The following is a 16630-nucleotide window of genomic DNA, read 5'->3' on the forward strand; positions in this document are numbered from 1 at the left end:
CCGGTTCGCTTCGGCGAGCCGGGCCTTTCGGCTTGCCGGGTTTCGGGTGAGCGAATGCGATGCTGTGGACAGGGGTGCGCATGGCGTCGTTCGAAGAGGTGTCCGCCGGGCTGAACCGGGTGATCACCAAGTCTGAAGAGGTGGCAGCGGCCCTGGAGCAGGCGGGACAGCTCGCTGACGAGGCCGCGCAGCTGTTGACGGCCGCCCAGCACGTCGAAACCAAGGTGGGGTGGCGCATACGGATGTCTGGTGTCCGGCGCGCCGAGGTGGTGGTGAACAACCGGCACGTTCCAGGGGAAAGGCACCCAGTGAGCTACACGCTTGATGTCTGGTACTACCGGGACGACGATGTCGCCAGGCCTGCGAACGTTCCCGTGGCCGTCACCTCCAGCTCCGAGTTGAAAGAGCTGCTGGAGTACATGCTGGCGCACGAGCAACCGCACCCCCCGCAGATCGTCGCCCGTGAACGTCCAAGGGTCGGTCCGTACGACGAGCCGGACACCCTGATCAAAGTCGCCGTGGCCATTCCCGAGCGGCAGGGCGCGCTGCTGTTCCTCAGTCCGCAGTCCTGGGAACCGCCCGCAGCCGGAGACGACTCGACCGGCGTGTACGCCACCCTTGGCGACCAGCCAACGTCGGACTCGCCGACGTTGTACGTCGACACCGACACGAAGACGCCGTTTCCGAAGAACTCGGCACTCCCGATCGCCCGAATAGCCGAGGCGCTGGAGGAGTTCCGCCAGACCGGTGAGCGTCCGACCTGCGTGGACTGGCAGGAGTCGGACGTTTCCTGAGCGGTGCACCCGAGTTCGCTATCGTCGCGGACAAGCCGGAGAAGAACGCTGCTCCGTCCGCACCGGACGCCGACGGCATGGACTTGTGAGTCCGTCCGCTTCGCATCACCTCCGAAAGGGCTGGCTTCCGCGCTACGTGATGCGCACGGCGATTGCGGATTCCGACTGAGCGCAGGGTCAAAAGACGTCGGACTCCTGCCAGTCCACGCACGTGGGGCGTCGGCCTGTTTCTGCAAACTCCTGCAGTGCCTCCCGCAGCTTCTCCAACGGGATGGCGGCATCAGTGGGGAACCGAGTACGAGTGTCCACGTCGACGTAAAGTGCGATGTCGCCATCGTCTGCTGTTGAGGCAGGCGTCGCCGGTTCGGACGAATCCTTCCAAAGCGTGACCCACGCGCGCATCTCGCTGTCCTCGGCATCCGCCTCGGTTCGGTCGCGTAGCTCCTTGGGCGTCGCGGTCAGGTTGTCTTGAGCCACGAAGCTGGACGGTCCCATCGCGTGGATGGCCGCAACCCCGCGCGTCACGTCGACATCGAACTTGAGCTGGTGGTCGGGCAGCTGCAGAAGGCCTGTCTTCGGTCGCCCTCGTACGTATACGACGGTCGGTTGAGGCTGCCTGTTCGCCACGATCTCGGCGAGCACCTGATCGAGCTTCGACGGGGAGTCCACTGTTACCGACTCCCGGCCGCGGTTGCCGGGAGTGAAGTAGTACGCGTCGAGAACATTTCTCATGGCAGACTCCTTCCGGTGAAGGTCTCGGATTCTACCGGACCATGGACAGTCATTGTTTGCCCTGGCAAAAGTACGTAGGGTAATGCATTTCGGCACGAGTACAAGCCGACGCACAATTCATTGTTGATTACCAGTTCGGTGTGGGCGATTCCTGCTTTGCGTTGTCGCCACGCCACCTTGACCTCGACGTGTTCGGTAGCCGCTACACGTCCCTTGCCGCCCATCGGGAAGCCCAGCGGCGTGAGATGAGCACCGATCGCCAGATGTTCACCGTCGGGTTCCTGGCCGCTCTGGACCAGATCGGCATTACCATCCTCGTCCCGGTAGATCCCGCTGGTGATGTAGCTCGGAAGTTGCGATCGCTGGTGTTCGATCCACTCGTTCTCCGGCGGTGGCACCGGCTTCGGCACGGCCTGTGAGGTGGAGTCTGGTGGATGCGTTGCCAGTGACCGCGCGGGTACGTCCCCTTGAAGGGTCTTTCGGTACTGCTCGACACCCAGGCAACCGGCTGCGACAACCTGGGCCAATCCCGCAGCTCCCGCAGCGACATCCAGCCAAGCCCGTACAGCCTGGTTGAAGTCGTTCTCGAGATGGCCCGCTCCGTACATCACGCCTTCGAGCAGGTCAGCTGCCTCGTTGGCCAACTGCTCTGCCTGGGCCAAAGCCCCGTTTGCCTGGTCGGCTTTGTTCGTCACCTGGTCCAAACCGGCGGCGATCTCTTCGAACGACGCCACGAGTCCCCTCCCCCGTCAACAGCCAACCCGGACCATGCTCCTGCAGGGACACCGTCAACGTTCTCAGCTCTCGAACTACTCGAGAAACCCCTCAGCAGAGATGAAGGTGCAGCGCCGTAGTTCACGGATCTGGGCGGCCGCGACCATCCAGCGCACGTTCGGGTCGTCATACGGAAGGTTCGCGACACCGAGTACGGCAGGTGCAAGCACGCCTTGCCGGTACAACGTGCCTCGCACGCCGGCTATCGGGAATTCGCGGGCTCGCACCGCGACAGCGCCTCGCTGAAGCGCCGGACACCGCCGCAATGAGGTCGCCACGCAGGGCGCACAAATGGGAGGTTCGACCGAACCCATGCCTTCTGGCCAACTCGGCCAGTCACCTCGGTAGTCCCGCAACAACCACAGGACACCGTCGCGCGTTCTGTCGGCCGGCCCAGCGCACACCTGACAGAGAAGCTCTCTCATCGCCCGCCGCTGGCGCCACGGGTGCACTTTGCCGAACTCGGGTTTGCCCAGCCCGGGTCGTGCGGTCACCTGCTGCCACAGGACATCGTGATCGTCCCGGTCTGCCGGCAGTTCGCTCGCATAGCCAACGCCACCACCAGGCCGCACCACCAGCCGGGGAGTCAAATCCTGCTCGGCGCCCCACTGCGTGATGTACGGCGCGACGATGCGAGTCGGCTGGGCGAGTTGCGCCTCGGTGCTCATGACTTGCGCGACTTGTGTCCGTGAGAGCCGCACCACCTGCGATCCCGTGTGGTCGCCGTAGCTGCTCCGGACGCGAGATGCGCATTGAGCAGCATCCGGCACGGCGCAGCCACCCTGCGCCAGAACGGCCCGCCGCGGCACTTCCGGCAGCAACCGTTCTCGTCAGGCCGATGTTCGTCGGCGAACACGCGCAGTGCGGCGACCAGACCTGGGACGTCCTGTCTCATCACCGACAGAGCGGACCCGGCGTCGCCTTCGGCCGCTACCCGCGAGACCAGGTCAAGATGCTCGTCGAGACGCTGACGAAGTTCGCCGAACAAGACCATGTTGCTCATCGCCGTTCCCTCCGCGACTCACGTCGCTCGCCAGTGCTTGGCCGACCGCGTCGCGAAACGTGCGAAGCCCCTGTTCCGCCGCGTTGACGTCCTTGCAGTCCAAGGAGGAAGTGACCACCACCGCGGCCCGTGCGAGCACGGAGGCCTCGGCGAGCGTCAGCGCTACGGCCACCCGAACGATTCGCTTCGGTTCTGCCATGTGCGCCACACCTCCTCCGCGCAGAGCCCACCCTGGGCCGCAACTGTGACGAAGTAGGCCCAGGGCGGGTGCTCGCCGCACCCTGCGGAGCAAGATGCGCAAACAAGACGACCATAAACTAGCAATTGCAGTTTGCGTAGACGCCCGATCGAGCGAACTGCACACAGGCGGTGATCGGGCAGACTGTTCGTGATCAGAAGGAGCAGCAGAGATGACGCAGGGTCCGTCCGACTTCAAGAAGAGCCTTGGCAAGCGTCTGGGCGAGCTGATGGAACGCGCCGGAGTCGGGAAGTCCGAGGTCGCCGAGGCGCTCGACTGCTCACAGGCCAAGGTGTTCCGCATCCTGCGCGGCGGAGTCGGCGTCAATCCGTCCGAACTGGACAAGCTCCTCGATCTGCTGGGCGTCGCCGCCGGGGAACGCGAGGAGCTCAAGCTGCTCGGCAAGGAGGCGAAGAAGCGCCGGCCGCCGACACCCTGGGGCACAGCCGTGCCGGACAGCCTGCGCAAGTACTTCGGGACGGAGGAGAGCGCCACCCTGATCCGGACCTACGATCCGGAACTTGTGAACGGCTTGGCGCAGACCGAGACCTACATGCGAAGCGTGATCGAGGCCAGCCGACTGCACCGTCCTGGCGACGTCCCGCGACTCGTGCAGGCGCGCTTGGCGAGACAACGCTTCCTGGACGAACGTCTGGACGGTGAACACCCGCCACAGCTCCACATCGTGCTGAGCGAGGGTGCCATTCGCCGTGAGATCGGCGGAGCGGCGGCGATGCGCGAGCAGTTGCTGCACCTGATCGAGTTGACCCGAAACAGGCGAGGAGCGATCAAACGGCGCGGCGGACTGGGGCCGGTGGTTGTTCAGGTCGTGCCGTTCTCCGCAGGCGCCCATGCCGCCTGCGGCTTCCCGTTCACGTTGTTCACTCCGCCGGACGGCAACGTCGTGGCCTACAACGAGAACCTGACTGATGGGCTCTTCGTTTCCGAGGCCGGCCGCATCGAGTCCTACGAGATGACCTGGCAGGCCCTCGTGACCAGTGCGTTGTCGCCGCAGAAGTTCGTTGAGCTGCTCGATACTGTTGCCAAGCAACTGTGACGGCAAGACGAGGAGGTACGGGCATGATCCCGGACCTGAGCACGGCGACCTGGCGCAAGTCGAGTCGCTCCGGCGGCAACGGAGGCCAGTGCGTCGAACTGGCCTTGATCGGCGAGTATGCCGCCGCGCGTGACAGCAAGAACGCCGAAGGAGATGTACTGATCTTCGGAGAGAACGCGTTGGCCTTCTTCCTCAACGCGACCAAGACCGGCCGTTTCTGACGGTCGGTCACGGCGTCGGGCGGCCGTCTGGGGCTACAGCCGCAGCGGCCGCCCAACGCTCCTTTCGGGAAGTGCCCCCACGGCAACCGTGGAACAGCCGTTGACCCCAGAACCCCAGAAAGCCGCCGTAGAACCAAAAGCTCAAAGCATGATCGTGGGCGTGACCACAGTCCGCCCAGGCTCCCCACGAGAATTCACCAAATGCACCAGAATCTGAGTGGTCCCAGCCGGCACATCAGGCAACACGAACCGCCCACCATCGTCAGCCCGAGTACAGGACGACTGGTGATCGGCCACCCGGACCTCGACCTCGTGCTCCCCGGCCGGCACCAGCCACCCGTCGATCCGGTGCCGTGACCCGGTCGAGGTGAAGTTCACCATCAACGTCAGGTTGTCCACGGTGAACGTGATCGTGCCGGTCTGCCCGCCCCGGACTCCGGCGAACGAGCCGGCGCGTTCCCAGCGGGCGACCTCGACGTCCAGGGACTCCAGGGCGATCGCGAACTTCACGCGGTCCACCAGGTCGGCGGGTGGCGGGTCCAGTTCGTCCACGAGCCTGTTCAGTTCGGAGAGGACTGCGGTGTCCTCGGGGCCCCTGCGGTCGTCGCGCGGGTCGATCTCGTTCACCGCGATCCTCCTTCCGTCTCCAGGTAGTTGCGCAGCAGAGTCAGACACCGTCCCCTGGTCGGACCGATGCTGCCGTGGGGCATGGCCAGTGCCTCGGCGACTGCTCGGTACTCCGCGCGGCCCGCGAGCACGGTGAGTCGGAGCAGTTCCTGGCACCTTGTGGTCAGGCGGCCGAACGCGAGCCACAGGCGGCGGTCGCGGTCGTCCAGGAGTGTCACGTCCTCGGGCAGGCCGGTGTCGGATTCGAGCTGTTCGGCGTATTCGTCGGACAGGTGCGTTTCCCGCTTGTTGGGTGTCCAGGTTCGGCGTGCTTCACGCCTTGTCGTGACAACCAGGTACCCGACCAGGGCTTTTGGCTCGTTGATGTTCTCGATGTTCTTCAAGAACGCGAGCCACACGGTCTGCACGACGTCTTCGGCGGCGGCTCGGTCGAGGCCCTGCCCGCGGGCCACGTGCCACAGCAGCGGGGTCAGCTCGGTCACCAGGACGTCCAGCGCGTGGCGGTTGCCCTCACGTGCCGCCGCCACGCACACCGCATGCCGTTCGGTGCCTTCAAGCCCGTCCCACGGCGGACGGTCATCCGCCGTGTGCAGCTCGTCCATGCAGCACCTCCGATCGGCCGCCCTGTCAGCGCCGTCCGCCAACTCATGAAGGGCTAACTGGGCGGTAGATACAAAATTCACTCGATTGGAGCAGTATCCCCGCCAAGGTGACCCTCATCTTCCTCCGGGTACGCCAGCGGCCCGTGAATCCCCCTTCGAGTCACGGGCCGCCAGTGGTGGGAGCCCGCGCCGGCCGGCACCCCTCGAGCCGGCTGACGCGTGCTCCACGCCTGAAAAGCGCTCATCATGAAAGAGCGGAACTCAGGCGAGCAGATACAGCCTCCGACGCACTGAACGGCCCGCGCGCTCCCGATTCCCGAAAGCACACAGCGAAGAACGTTATGGTCTAGACCATGCCGATTCTCGAAGTGATCGCACTGGACGCGCAGGACGCCGTGGCCGCACAGGCCGGCGGCGCCGACCGGCTCGAACTGGTCGCCGACATGGCCTCGGACGGCCTCACGCCGTCGATCGCCACCTTCAAGGAGGTCCTCGCGGCCGTCGACATCCCCGTCCGCGTGATGCTCAGGGACGCCAAGGGTTTCGCGCCCGGTGACCTGAAGCAGTTGCGCCGGAGGGCGGCCGAACTCAGGGAGGCCGGCGCAACGGAGTTCGTCCTCGGCTTCCTCGACGCGGGCGGTGAGATCGACGAGGGCGTCACGCTCAACCTCGCCGCGGAACTGGAGGGCTGCGCCTGGACCTTCCACCGCGCGCTCGACAACTCCAACGACGTCTTCCGGTCCTGGGCGACCGTGCAGACGCTCGGTTGCGACACCGTGCTCGCCGCCGGCAGTGCGAAGGGCGTCGAGGACGGCATCGAGAACCTGAAGAAGCTCGTCACCCAGGCTCCGCCCGCGCTGCTCGTCGGCGGTGGCCTGCAGGCCCGGCACGTGCCCGAACTGCTGGCAGCGGGCGTGAACGGATTTCACGTTGGCAGCGCCGTCCGTCCGTCCGGATGGGACTCACCGGTCGATTCGGCATCAGTTCGGGAATGGGTCACTCGTCTGGTCTAGACCCTTGCCCTGGAGCGTTCTACAGTCACGTTGCTTCATGTGAAATGGCTGTTGCACGATACGCAATGCGGAGGGCGCGATGAGGCTGAAGGCACTTGTAGCCGTGCTGGGCGTGGGCGCGGTGGTCGCCTGCGCACCGGTCCAGTCAGGTCCGACGAGCTCGGGCACGGACGAGCAGACGGGACAGCTGCGGGTCTGGCTGTTCGACGAGGTCAACCGCGGCCCCAAGGAGGCCGTGGTCAAGGAGGCGATCTCCGAGTTCCAGGGCAAGCACAGCGGCGTCACCGTCGACGTGCAGTACATCCAGGTGTCCAGCCGGGCGGAACGCTTCAAGGCCGCCTTCAGTGACCCGAAGAGCGCCCCGGACGTCGCCGAGTTCGGCAACACCGACCTGGCGGGCTACGTCTCCGCGGGTGGCTTCTCGGAGCTCGACCTGGGCAAGTGGGACGAGTCGAAGGACCTGGTCCCGTCGATCCTCGACACGGCCAAGGTCGACGGCAAGACCTACGGCGTGCCGTGGTTCGTCGGCGTGCGCGCGCTGTACTACCGCACGGACGTGTTCAGCGAACTCGGCCTCAAGCCGCCGACGACGCTGGACGAGATCGCGCCGCTCGCCCGTCAGATCCGGCAGAAGAAGCCGGAGCTGATCGGCATCTCGGCCGGCGGCAAGTACCTGTTCGCCGCGCTGCCGTTCATCTGGGCGCAGGGCGGAGACATCGCCAAGCAGGACGGCGGCAAGTTCACCGCCGCCATCGACAGCGCCGAGTCCAAGGCCGGTGTCGCCAAGTACACCGAGCTGATCAAGGACGACATCTGCCCGCCCGCCACCTGCGCGGGCAACGGCGGTGACGCGAGCGTCGAGGCGTTCCGCGCGGGCAAGGCCGCGATGACCATCGGCGGCGACTTCAACCGCAAGTCCGTCGACGCGTCCAGTGCGGCCGGCAAGTACGGCGTCGTGCCGCTGCCCGGCAAGACCAAGGACTCGGTCGCTCCCGCTTTCGCCGGCGGCAACCTGCTCGGCGTCATGAAGGGCACGCAGCGCAAGACGCTCGCCAACGAGTTCACGCAGCTGCTCGCCTCGAAGAAGTACCAGCAGAAGATGTACACGGCCATGGGCAACCTGCCGACGTTCAGTGACGTGCAGAAGCAGGTCGCGGAATCCGACAAGTTCCTGGAGCCGTTCACGAAGACCCTGCAGTCGGGCACGAAGTTCGTCCCCGTCACGCCGGCGTGGGCGAAGATCGAGGCGCAGGCCGTGGTGCCGACGATGCTCCAGGAGATCGTCACCGGCGCGAAGAACGTCGACACGGCCACCGCCGACGCCGCCAAGACGATGAACGCGGCCTTCACGTCGTGAGCATGACCGCCAAAGGCCAGGGGCGGACCGCGTTCGCCTACCTGGCTCCAGCGCTGCTGATCCTCGGGGGCCTGCTGGCCTACCCGATCTACCAGCTGGTGCTCATCTCGCTCTACGACTACGGCCAGGAACAGGTGAGCGGCGGCGCGCCGCTCGAGTTCCTCGGTCTCGGGAACTACCGGAACCTGCTGGGCAACCAGCAGTTCTGGGGTGTGCTCGGGCAGACCGTCGCCTTCGCGGCGGTCTGCGTGGTCGGCACGTTGCTTGTGGGCGCGTTCCTCGCGATCCTCGCCACGAGGGTCCGCACCTGGGTCCGGATGACGTTGTTCCTGGCGGCGCTCGGCGCGTGGTCCACGCCCGCCGTCGCGGGCTCGACGATCTGGCTCTTCCTGTTCGACGCGAACTTCGGGTTCGTGAACGAGGTCCTGGGCACCCAGGGCTTCTCCTGGACGTTCGACAAGTGGACGGCGTTCGGACTCGTCGCCGCACAGGTGATCTGGTGCTCGTTCCCGTTCGTCATGGTGACGCTCTTCGCGGGCATCAAGGCGATTCCGGGCGAGGTGCTGGAGGCCGCCGCACTGGACGGCGCGTCGGCGTTCCGCACGGCGTGGAGCGTCACGCTCCCGCTGCTGAAGCCGATCATCCTCGTGGTGACGATCCAGTCGATCATCTGGGACTTCAAGGTCTTCACGCAGATCTACGTGATGACCAACGGCGGCGGCATCGCCGGACGCAACCTCGTGCTCAACGTCTACGCCTACCAGCAGGCGTTCGCGGCGTCGGAGTACGGCCTGGGCGCGGCCATCGGTGTCGTGATGACCGTGCTGCTGCTGGGAATCACGATGTTCTACCTCCGCGCACTGCGGCGGTCGGGGGAGGTCCTGTGAGGCGCTGGCTGACCGAGGGCTTCGTCCTCATCATCGCCGCCGTGGTGGCGTTCCCGCTGTTCTGGATGGTGCTGTCCGCGTTCAAGCCGGAGGACGAGATCATCTCGGCCGACCCGGTGCCGTGGACGACGCGGCCGACGCTCGACAGCTTCACGCGGGCGCTGACCGTCGCGAACTTCGGGCGCTACTTCATGAACAGCATCATCGTCGCGTTGATCGTGGTGTTCCTGAGCATCCTGATCTCGTTCCTCGCGGCGACCGCGCTGACCCGCTTCCGGTTCCGCAGCCGCACGACGTTGCTGATCATGCTGCTCGTCGTGCAGATGGTGCCGGTCGAGGCGTTGACCGTGCCGTTGTTCTTCATGATGCGGTCCGTCGGCGACACCGTTCCGGTGTTCGGCCTGAACCACCTGGGCTCGCTCGTGCTGGTGCACCTGGCTTTCAGCCTGCCGTTCGCGATCTGGATGCTGCGGGGCTTCGTCGCCGCGGTGCCGGTGGAACTGGAGGAGGCCGCCACCCTGGACGGCGCCTCGCGGTTCCGGTTCCTGTGGCAGGTGCTGTTCCCGCTCGTCGCGCCCGGCCTGGTGGCGACGTCGGTGCTGTCGTTCATCCACGCCTGGAACGACTTCCTGTTCGCCAAGACGTTCATCATCTCGGCCGTGGAGAACCAGACCCTGCCGCTGGCTCTCCAGGTGTTCGTCAAACCCGACCAGAACGATTGGGGCGCGATCATGGCGGGCTCCACCCTGATGACCATCCCTGTGCTGATCTTCTTCATGCTCGTGCAGCGCCGGCTCGTGTCCGGGCTAGCGGGGGCGGTGAAGGGATGAACCTGCTGCCACGCCCGGTGTCCTATGTGGACGGCGGAAGGCTTTGTGAGTACAAGGGCTGGGAGAGCGTCCTCGTCGACGGCCCTCCCGGCGGCTACCGGTTGCTCTCGTCCGACGACGGTGTGCTGATCGAGGCGAACGACGCGGCCGGCGAGATGAACGCGCTGCAGACGTTGCGGCAGCTGCTCGGCGCCCAGGCGTTCCGGGCCGCGGGGGAGAAGCCGTCGGTCATCCCCGCGTGCGAGATCGTCGACTACCCGCGGTTCGAGTGGCGTGGCGTGATGCTGGACGTCTCGCGGCACTTCCTGCCCAAGCGGGAGGTGCTGCGGTACGTCGAGCTGCTGTCGGTGCACAAGCTCAACGTCCTGCACCTGCACCTCACCGACGACCAGGGCTGGCGCTTCGAGGTGAAGCGCTACCCGAAGCTCACCGAGGTGGGATCGTGGCGGGAGGACTCACGGTTCGGCGACCGGCGTTCCGCGGGCATGAAAGGCCGTCCGCACGGCGGTTTCTACCCGCAGGAAGACCTGCGGGAGATCGTCGAGTACGCACGGGCGCGGCACGTCACGGTGATCCCGGAGATCGACATCCCGGGGCACTCGCAGGCGGCGATCGCGGCCTATCCGGAACTCGGCGTGCACGGCGGTGGCGTCTGGACCGACTGGGGCGTCAACGAACGCGTGCTCAACACCGACGAGTCCACAGTGGACTTCTATCGGAACGTGTTCGACGAGCTGATGGACGTCTTCCCGGCGGAGATCATCGGCTTGGGCGGCGACGAGGCACCCGGCCACGACGGCGAACTGGTGCGCGCGATCGCGGAACACATCGTCGGCAAGGGCCGGCGGCCGTACGGGTGGGACGAGGTCCTGGACGCCCGTCCGCTGCCTGCCGGCACGGTCGTCGCGTCCTGGCGCGGCGTCGAGGGCGGCATCACGGCGCTGGGCGACGGACACGACGTGGTCATGTGCCCTGAGCAGCACGTCTACCTGGACTACCGGCAGTCGGACTCGCCCGACGAACCGATTCCGGTCGGAACGGTGACGACGCTGGAGGACGTCTACGCGTGGGAGCCGGTGCCCGAAGGGCTCACGGGCGAGGAACCCGGACGGCTGCTGGGCGCGCAGGCGAACATCTGGACCGAGCACCTCGACTCGGCCCGGCGGGTGGACTACGCGGCGTTCCCGAGGCTGGCCGCGTTCGCCGAGGTCGTGTGGTCCCCGGCGGAGAAGGATCCTGAGTTCGTGCGGCGGCTGAAGGACCACCACCTGCCCAGGCTCGACGCTCTCGGGGTGGAGTACCGGCCCCTCAACGGTCCCCACCCCTGGCAACGGCTACCCGGCGTGCCCGGTTTCCCACGGTGATCACATCGCAGCATCTTCCTCGGGCATGAGGATCCAGGCGGCGACGTAGAGGAGCGCTCCGGTGCCGAACCCGAGCAGCGTCGCCGCCACGAGGATGATCCGCAGGATCGCGGCGTCCACGCCGATCATCTTGGCGACGCCGCCGCAGACGCCGGCGAGCATCTTGTCGCTGCGACTCCTGCGGAGCTTCTTGACCTGGGCTGTCGCGTCGTTGAGCACGTTGTTCGTCATGGCTCAAGAGTCGTCGAAACGACGGTCCCGCACATCGGTGACCACCCCGAACCCGACCCTGATTCCCCGGTCCGGCCCCAGGGTTCTGAACTGTTCGGTGGTGTGTGATCGCGTGTGGTCGAACGTGTTCGTCTGTGGGCTGGGGTGCCCCTTCGCGGCGATGGGAACATGTGTTCGGTACGGTCATCGGGTGTCGTCCGTGATCCAGGCGTACCGGTTCGCCTTGGACCCCAACTCCGGCCAGGAGCAGGCGTTGCGGTCGCATTGCGGTGGTCAGCGGCGCGCGTTCAACTGGGGCCTGGCGCGGATCAAGGCGAATCTGGATCAGCGGGCCGCCGAGAAGACTTACGGCGTGGCTGAGGACGAGCCGACGCCGCCGGTGTCGTGGTCGGCCTACGGCCTGCGCAAGGACTGGAACCAAGCCAAGGACACGGTCGCGCCGTGGTGGGCTGAGAACTCGAAGGAAGCCTATGCGTCCGGCCTGGCCAACCTCGCGACCGCGTTGGGCAACTGGGCGGACTCCAAGCGAGGTGCGAGGAAGGGCCACGGGTTCGGGTTCCCAAGGTTCAAGGGCAAGCGGTCCGGCCTGTCCTGCCGGTTCACCACCGGCGCGTTCGGACTCGCCGACGACCGCCGGCACGTGAAGCTGCCCCGCATCGGGACGGTCCGCACCCACGAGTCGACCCGCAAACTCGCCCGGCACGTCGAGCGCGGCACCGCCCGTATCCGCTCGGCCACGGTGTCCTTGCGGGCCGGGCGGTGGTTCGTGTCGTTCTCCGTGGAGATCACCCGCACCAGCCCCGCGCCCACGCGACCCGGCAGCGTGGTGGGTGTCGATCTGGGCGTGAAGTCGCTGGCCGTGCTCTCGACGGGCGAGGTGATTGCCAACCCGAGACACCTGGAGGTCGCTCAGCGGGAACTGCGTCGCCTGCAACGCCAGGCCGCCCGCCGTAGCGGACCTGACCGGCGTGTCCGCCAGCGACCATCGGGCCGGTGGCGCAAGACCCAGGCCCGTATCGCGAGGCTGCACACCACGGTCGCGAACGCCCGTCGGGATGGGCTGCACAAGCTCAGCACCCGGCTGGTCCGCGCCCACGGCACGGTCGTGGTCGAGGACCTGAACGTGTCGGGTATGACGCGTAACCGGCGGCTGGCTCGGCATGTCGCCGGTGCCGGCCTGGCCGAGCTGCGCCGTCAGATCGAGTACAAGGCCCGGTGGGCGGGCGTGCGGGTGCATGTCGCCGGCCGGTGGTATCCCAGTTCCAAGACGTGTTCGGGCTGTGGTGTGGTGAAAGCCAAGCTGCGCCTGTCCGAACGCATCTTCCGCTGCGACGCGTGTGGTCTGGTCCTGGATCGGGACCTCAACGCCGCGCGTAACCTCGCCGCGCTCGTGCGCGGCGAGACGTCCTCCCCGAGTTGCGGGGCGACGGTAAACGAGCCCGATGGAAACCCAGGTAAGACCCGCACCGCGCGGGCAACGGGTACGGCCACGGGAAGACCCGCCCCGGCAGGTCAACGCCGACGCCGCAAGGCGACGGCTGCCTGAACCACGATGAACTCACGTTCACTCACACTTCAGACAACGGTCAGTCCAGGCAGAACTCGTTGCCCTCGACGTCCTGCATGACGATGCAGGACTCGTTCTCCTCGTCGGCCTCCATCACGCGCACGCACACCGCGCCGATCGCCTCCAGCCGGGCACGCTCGGCCTGGAGCGTGGCGAGGCGTTCCGCGCCGACGAGCCCGGTGCCCGCTCGCACGCAGACGTGCACGCGGTTCTTCACGACCTTGCCTTCGGGAACGCGCTGGAAGTAGAACCGCGGGCCCTCACCCGTCGGGTCGGCGACCGCGGACCATGAACCGTCGCTCTCCGGCGGCGCGTCGTACCCGAGCACCTGGCTCCAGAACTCGGCGACGCGCACGGGTTCCGCGCAGTCGAACGTGATCTGGACTTTCTTGATCGACCCCATCCGTCCAGGTTAGTCGTACCCTGAGGCGCATGCAGTCCCCTGAGGAACTGGCGTCAGGGCTCGACGAGGCGGGGTACCTGCCGGACGGCGGGATCGCCACGGCGGCGTTCCTTGCGGTCCGGATGGGGCGGCCGCTGTTCCTCGAAGGTGAACCCGGCACCGGCAAGACCTCGCTCGCGCTCGCGCTGGCAAAGTCGATGGACGTGCCGCTGATCCGCCTGCAGTGCCACGAGGGCATCGACGCCACGCAGGCCTTGTACGACTGGGACTACCCGCGCCAGCTCATGCACCTGCGGGTGCTGGAGACGCGCGGCGAGGTGGACGAGGCGTCCCTCTACACGCGACGGTTCCTGCTGGCCAGACCACTGCTGCAGGCGTTGGAGAGCGCACCGTGCGTGCTGCTCGTCGACGAGATCGACCGGGCGGACGACGAGTTCGAGGCGTTCCTGCTGGAGGTGCTGTCCGAGAACGCGGTCAGCATCCCCGAGTTCGGCGAGATCAGGGCGACGACGCCCCCGCTGACCGTGCTGACCTCGAACCGGACCCGCGAGGTGCACGACGCGTTGAAGCGCCGCTGCCTCTACCACTGGCTGGAGCACCCGTCCCTGGAGCGCGAGATCGCGATCCTGCGCCGCACCCTGCCCGGTCTCGACGAACGGCTCGCCGTCCTGGTCGCGGAGGCCGTGCAGAAGATGCGGGGCCTCGACCTGCTCAAGCCGCCGGGCGTCGCGGAGTCGCTGGACTGGGCGCGGGCGCTGCAGGCGCTGGGCCGCGCGGAGCCGGACGTGACGACCCTCGGAGCGGTCCTGAAGTACCGGGAGGACGCGGAACGCGTTGCCGGGAGCACAATCGTGGGGTGACGGAAGCCTGCGTCGGGTTCACGCGCGTCCTGCGGGGCGCCGGACTGCAGTGCGGGCCCGATCGCGTCCAGGCGTTCCTGCGGGCCACCGAGCACGTCGACCTCTACTGGGCCGGGCGCCTCACGCTGTGCGCCGATCCGGACGACCTGCCGCGCTACGACGCCGCGTACCGGGCGTACTTCGGCGGCACCCCGCCCCGTCCGCGCACGACGATCGAACTCGACTCGATGACCGTCGGCGTGGCCGCGTCCGACGTGGAAGTGCTGAAGCACAAGGACATCTCCGAGTTCAACGCGGCACCGCTGATCGCCCGGCTGAACCCGCTCCCGCCGCGCAGGCGCTCGCGCCGGCTCCGCAAGGCCCGTCGCGGCCGGCTGGACCTGGCCCGCACGGTGCGCGCGATGATCGAGACCGGCGGCGAGATCGCCCTGCCGCGCCATCGCCGCCGGGGCTCGAAACCACGCCGGCTGGTGCTGCTGATCGACGTCTCCGGCTCGATGGCCGCCTACTCGGACGCGCTGCTGAGGTTCGCGCACGTCATCGCCCACGCGATGCCCGTCGAGGTCCGCACGATCGGCACCCGGCTCACCCGCGTGACCCGTCAGCTCCGGGAACGCGATCCGGAACGGGCGCTGCGGGCCGCCGGCCGCGCGATCCCCGACTACGAGGGCGGCACCCGGCTCGGTGACGCGCTGCGGCGGTTCAACCAGCAGTGGCGGCAACGGGGTGCGGTGGTCGTGCTGTTCAGCGACGGCTGGGAACGCGGCGACCCGAGCCTGCTGGCGACCGAGATGGCGAGGCTCAGGCGGGTGAGTCACAAGATCATCTGGGCCAACCCGCACGCGGGCAGGTCCGGCTACCGGCCTGTCCAGCAGGGTGTGCTGGCGGCGCTCCCGCACGTCGACACGATGGTCGCGGGCCACAGCGTGCACGCGTTGGAAGAACTGCTGAAGGAGGTGCGCCGTGCGTGATGTCCTCTACGACCTCGCCGAACGGGTGGCGAACGGCGAGACGGTCGGGGTCGGCACGGTGGTCGCGACCTTCAGTTCCGCGCCCCGGCCGGCGGGTGCGGCGATGCTCGTGACGCAGGGCGGCGAGGCGGTCGGCAGCGTGTCCGGCGGGTGCGTCGAAGGCGCCGTCTACGAACTGGCGCAATCGTTGGACACCCCGGTTCTGCAGCGGTACGGCGTGAGCGACGACGACGCGTTCGCGGTCGGGCTGACCTGCGGCGGGATCATCGACGTCTACGTCGAGAAGATCAACGCCGAGACGTTTCCCCAGCTCGGTGAAGTGGTGGAGACGGTCCGCGCGGAGGAGCCGGTGGCCGTCGCGACGGTCGTCGAGCACCCGGACGGCATCGGGCGGCGCATGGTCGTCTGGCCAGACCGACGCGACGGCAGCCTGGGGTCTTCGCGGATCGACGACGCCGTCGCGGACGACGCGCGCGGCATGCTCGCTTCGGGACGGAGCGGCGTGCTGCAGTACGGGCCGGACGGGCAGCGGCGCGGCGAGGGCATGAGCGTCTTCGTGAACTCGTTCGAACCGCCGCCGCGCATGCTCGTGTTCGGAGCGATCGACTTCGCCGCGGCGATGGCCCGGCTCGGCGCGTTCCTCGGTTACCGCGTCACCGTCTGCGACGCGCGACCGGTGTTCGCGACGCGCAGCCGGTTCCCCGAGGCGGACGAGGTCGTCGTCGCCTGGCCGCACAGGTATCTGCAGGCCGAAGCGGCCAAGCTCGACGAACGCACGGTCATCGCCGTGCTGACCCACGACCCGAAGTTCGACGTCCCGCTGCTGGAGGTCGCGTTGCGCCTCAAGGTCGGTTACGTGGGGGCGATGGGATCCCGCCGCACGCACGAAGATCGTCTGCAACGGTTGCGGGAAGCAGGTTTGACCGAGGGTGAGCTGGGGGCTTTGGCCTCGCCGATCGGCCTGGATCTGGGCGCCAGGACCCCAGAGGAGACGGCGGTGTCGATCGCCGCCGAGATCATTTCCTTGCGGTGGAAGGGATCCGGCCGCCGTCTGGTCGATCTTGGTGAACCGATTCATCACTGATCGGGTTGTTGAACT

Annotated in this window: 19 protein-coding genes; 12 read left to right on the forward strand and 7 right to left on the reverse strand. The window is 67.4% G+C overall.

Annotated features, from left to right (window positions below; all coding sequences use genetic code 11):
• The first annotated feature begins 80 nt into the window (after positions 1-80).
• Positions 81-794 (forward strand): Imm1 family immunity protein, encoded by a 714-nt coding sequence (locus IG04_RS0132785; protein WP_030480619.1) that lies wholly within the window; start codon positions 81-83, stop codon positions 792-794.
• A 177-nt stretch (positions 795-971) separates the two neighbouring features.
• On the opposite strand, the gene IG04_RS0132790 is transcribed toward IG04_RS0132785, so the two are convergent.
• From IG04_RS0132790 to IG04_RS0132800, 3 genes are all read right to left on the reverse strand, one after another.
• Entirely contained in the window at positions 972-1526 is a 555-nt protein-coding gene (locus tag IG04_RS0132790; protein WP_030480620.1) for an Imm1 family immunity protein, read from the reverse strand.
• On the reverse strand, positions 1523-2260 hold the full coding sequence (locus IG04_RS45740) for a DddA-like double-stranded DNA deaminase toxin (RefSeq protein WP_084402091.1): 738 nt from the start codon (positions 2258-2260) through the stop codon (positions 1523-1525). The genes IG04_RS0132790 and IG04_RS45740 overlap by 4 nt, the downstream gene beginning before the upstream one ends.
• Positions 2261-2335: 75 nt before the next feature.
• The gene (locus IG04_RS0132800) at positions 2336-3121 is read right to left on the reverse strand and encodes a hypothetical protein (RefSeq protein WP_211257853.1); all 786 of its coding nucleotides are present in this window, start codon (positions 3119-3121) and stop codon (positions 2336-2338) included.
• Between the two features lie 592 nt (positions 3122-3713).
• On the opposite strand from IG04_RS0132800, the gene IG04_RS0132805 reads away from it, so the two are divergent.
• Together IG04_RS0132805 and IG04_RS0132810 are read left to right on the forward strand one after the other, a co-directional pair.
• Complete coding sequence (locus tag IG04_RS0132805) at positions 3714-4598, forward strand: helix-turn-helix domain-containing protein (RefSeq protein WP_030480623.1); 885 nt, start codon at positions 3714-3716, stop codon at positions 4596-4598.
• Positions 4599-4621: 23 nt separating this feature from the next.
• A complete protein-coding gene (locus tag IG04_RS0132810; RefSeq protein WP_030480624.1) occupies positions 4622-4819 on the forward strand; it encodes a DUF397 domain-containing protein in 198 nt (65 codons plus the stop codon).
• Between the two features lie 141 nt (positions 4820-4960).
• Here IG04_RS0132810 and IG04_RS0132815 read toward each other — a convergent pair whose 3' ends face one another.
• A complete protein-coding gene (locus IG04_RS0132815; protein ID WP_169746023.1) occupies positions 4961-5437 on the reverse strand; it encodes a carboxypeptidase regulatory-like domain-containing protein in 477 nt (158 codons plus the stop codon).
• 5 nt (positions 5438-5442) lie between these two features.
• Positions 5443-6048: an RNA polymerase sigma factor gene (locus tag IG04_RS0132820; RefSeq protein ID WP_030480626.1), complete on the reverse strand. Its 606-nt coding sequence runs from the start codon at positions 6046-6048 to the stop codon at positions 5443-5445.
• A gap of 353 nt (positions 6049-6401) precedes the next feature.
• On the opposite strand from IG04_RS0132820, the gene IG04_RS0132825 reads away from it, so the two are divergent.
• From IG04_RS0132825 to IG04_RS0132845, 5 genes are all read left to right on the forward strand, one after another.
• The gene (locus tag IG04_RS0132825; protein ID WP_030480627.1) at positions 6402-7061 is read left to right on the forward strand and encodes a copper homeostasis protein CutC; all 660 of its coding nucleotides are present in this window, start codon (positions 6402-6404) and stop codon (positions 7059-7061) included.
• Between the two features lie 79 nt (positions 7062-7140).
• Entirely contained in the window at positions 7141-8418 is a 1278-nt protein-coding gene (locus tag IG04_RS0132830; protein WP_030480628.1) for an extracellular solute-binding protein, read from the forward strand.
• Positions 8419-8420: 2 nt separating this feature from the next.
• Positions 8421-9305 carry a carbohydrate ABC transporter permease gene (locus IG04_RS0132835; RefSeq protein ID WP_030480629.1) on the forward strand — a complete coding sequence of 295 codons (885 nt, stop codon included), beginning with the start codon at positions 8421-8423 and terminating at the stop codon, positions 9303-9305.
• A complete protein-coding gene (locus IG04_RS0132840; protein ID WP_030480630.1) occupies positions 9302-10135 on the forward strand; it encodes a carbohydrate ABC transporter permease in 834 nt (277 codons plus the stop codon). Before IG04_RS0132835 ends, IG04_RS0132840 begins: the two co-directional genes overlap by 4 nt.
• Complete coding sequence (locus IG04_RS0132845) at positions 10132-11499, forward strand: beta-N-acetylhexosaminidase (RefSeq protein WP_030480631.1); 1368 nt, start codon at positions 10132-10134, stop codon at positions 11497-11499. The genes IG04_RS0132840 and IG04_RS0132845 overlap by 4 nt, the downstream gene beginning before the upstream one ends.
• On the opposite strand, the gene IG04_RS0132850 is transcribed toward IG04_RS0132845, so the two are convergent.
• Positions 11500-11730 carry a PspC domain-containing protein gene (locus IG04_RS0132850; RefSeq protein ID WP_030480632.1) on the reverse strand — a complete coding sequence of 77 codons (231 nt, stop codon included), beginning with the start codon at positions 11728-11730 and terminating at the stop codon, positions 11500-11502.
• A 190-nt stretch (positions 11731-11920) separates the two neighbouring features.
• Between IG04_RS0132850 and tnpB the strand changes: the two genes are divergently transcribed.
• Positions 11921-13276 (forward strand): IS607 family element RNA-guided endonuclease TnpB, encoded by a 1356-nt coding sequence (gene tnpB / locus IG04_RS0132855; protein WP_036016422.1) that lies wholly within the window; start codon positions 11921-11923, stop codon positions 13274-13276.
• Positions 13277-13316: 40 nt separating this feature from the next.
• Here tnpB and IG04_RS0132860 read toward each other — a convergent pair whose 3' ends face one another.
• Positions 13317-13700, reverse strand: a complete 384-nt coding sequence (locus tag IG04_RS0132860) for a VOC family protein (RefSeq protein ID WP_030480634.1) — start codon at positions 13698-13700, stop codon at positions 13317-13319.
• A 29-nt stretch (positions 13701-13729) separates the two neighbouring features.
• On the opposite strand from IG04_RS0132860, the gene IG04_RS0132865 reads away from it, so the two are divergent.
• The 3 genes from IG04_RS0132865 to IG04_RS0132875 are packed head-to-tail and all read left to right on the forward strand — an operon-like array spanning position 13730 to position 16615.
• Positions 13730-14560 (forward strand): AAA family ATPase, encoded by an 831-nt coding sequence (locus tag IG04_RS0132865; protein ID WP_030480635.1) that lies wholly within the window; start codon positions 13730-13732, stop codon positions 14558-14560.
• Positions 14557-15531 (forward strand): vWA domain-containing protein, encoded by a 975-nt coding sequence (locus IG04_RS0132870; RefSeq protein WP_030480636.1) that lies wholly within the window; start codon positions 14557-14559, stop codon positions 15529-15531. The genes IG04_RS0132865 and IG04_RS0132870 overlap by 4 nt, the downstream gene beginning before the upstream one ends.
• Positions 15524-16615, forward strand: a complete 1092-nt coding sequence (locus IG04_RS0132875; RefSeq protein WP_030480637.1) for an XdhC family protein — start codon at positions 15524-15526, stop codon at positions 16613-16615. Before IG04_RS0132870 ends, IG04_RS0132875 begins: the two co-directional genes overlap by 8 nt.
• Positions 16616-16630 lie beyond the last annotated feature (15 nt).

Source organism: Lentzea albidocapillata (genome assembly GCF_000719115.1).
In the GTDB taxonomy this organism is placed as follows: Bacteria; Actinomycetota; Actinomycetes; order Mycobacteriales; family Pseudonocardiaceae; genus Lentzea; species Lentzea albidocapillata.

Bases quoted from the DNA above. Each gene is read 5' to 3' on its own strand.
- IG04_RS0132850 (WP_030480632.1), bottom strand. From the start codon at position 11,730: ATGACGAACAACGTGCTCAACGACGCGACAGCCCAGGTCAAGAAGCTC.
- IG04_RS0132805 (WP_030480623.1), top strand. From the start codon at position 3,714: ATGACGCAGGGTCCGTCCGACTTCAAGAAGAGCCTTGGCAAGCGTCTG.
- IG04_RS0132825 (WP_030480627.1), top strand. From the start codon at position 6,402: ATGCCGATTCTCGAAGTGATCGCACTGGACGCGCAGGACGCCGTGGCC.
- IG04_RS0132865 (WP_030480635.1), top strand. From the start codon at position 13,730: ATGCAGTCCCCTGAGGAACTGGCGTCAGGGCTCGACGAGGCGGGGTAC.
- IG04_RS0132845 (WP_030480631.1), top strand. From the start codon at position 10,132: ATGAACCTGCTGCCACGCCCGGTGTCCTATGTGGACGGCGGAAGGCTT.
- IG04_RS0132835 (WP_030480629.1), top strand. From the start codon at position 8,421: ATGACCGCCAAAGGCCAGGGGCGGACCGCGTTCGCCTACCTGGCTCCA.
- IG04_RS0132785 (WP_030480619.1), top strand. From the start codon at position 81: ATGGCGTCGTTCGAAGAGGTGTCCGCCGGGCTGAACCGGGTGATCACC.
- IG04_RS0132820 (WP_030480626.1), bottom strand. From the start codon at position 6,048: ATGGACGAGCTGCACACGGCGGATGACCGTCCGCCGTGGGACGGGCTT.
- IG04_RS0132860 (WP_030480634.1), bottom strand. From the start codon at position 13,700: ATGGGGTCGATCAAGAAAGTCCAGATCACGTTCGACTGCGCGGAACCC.
- IG04_RS0132810 (WP_030480624.1), top strand. From the start codon at position 4,622: ATGATCCCGGACCTGAGCACGGCGACCTGGCGCAAGTCGAGTCGCTCC.
- IG04_RS0132790 (WP_030480620.1), bottom strand. From the start codon at position 1,526: ATGAGAAATGTTCTCGACGCGTACTACTTCACTCCCGGCAACCGCGGC.
- IG04_RS0132830 (WP_030480628.1), top strand. From the start codon at position 7,141: ATGAGGCTGAAGGCACTTGTAGCCGTGCTGGGCGTGGGCGCGGTGGTC.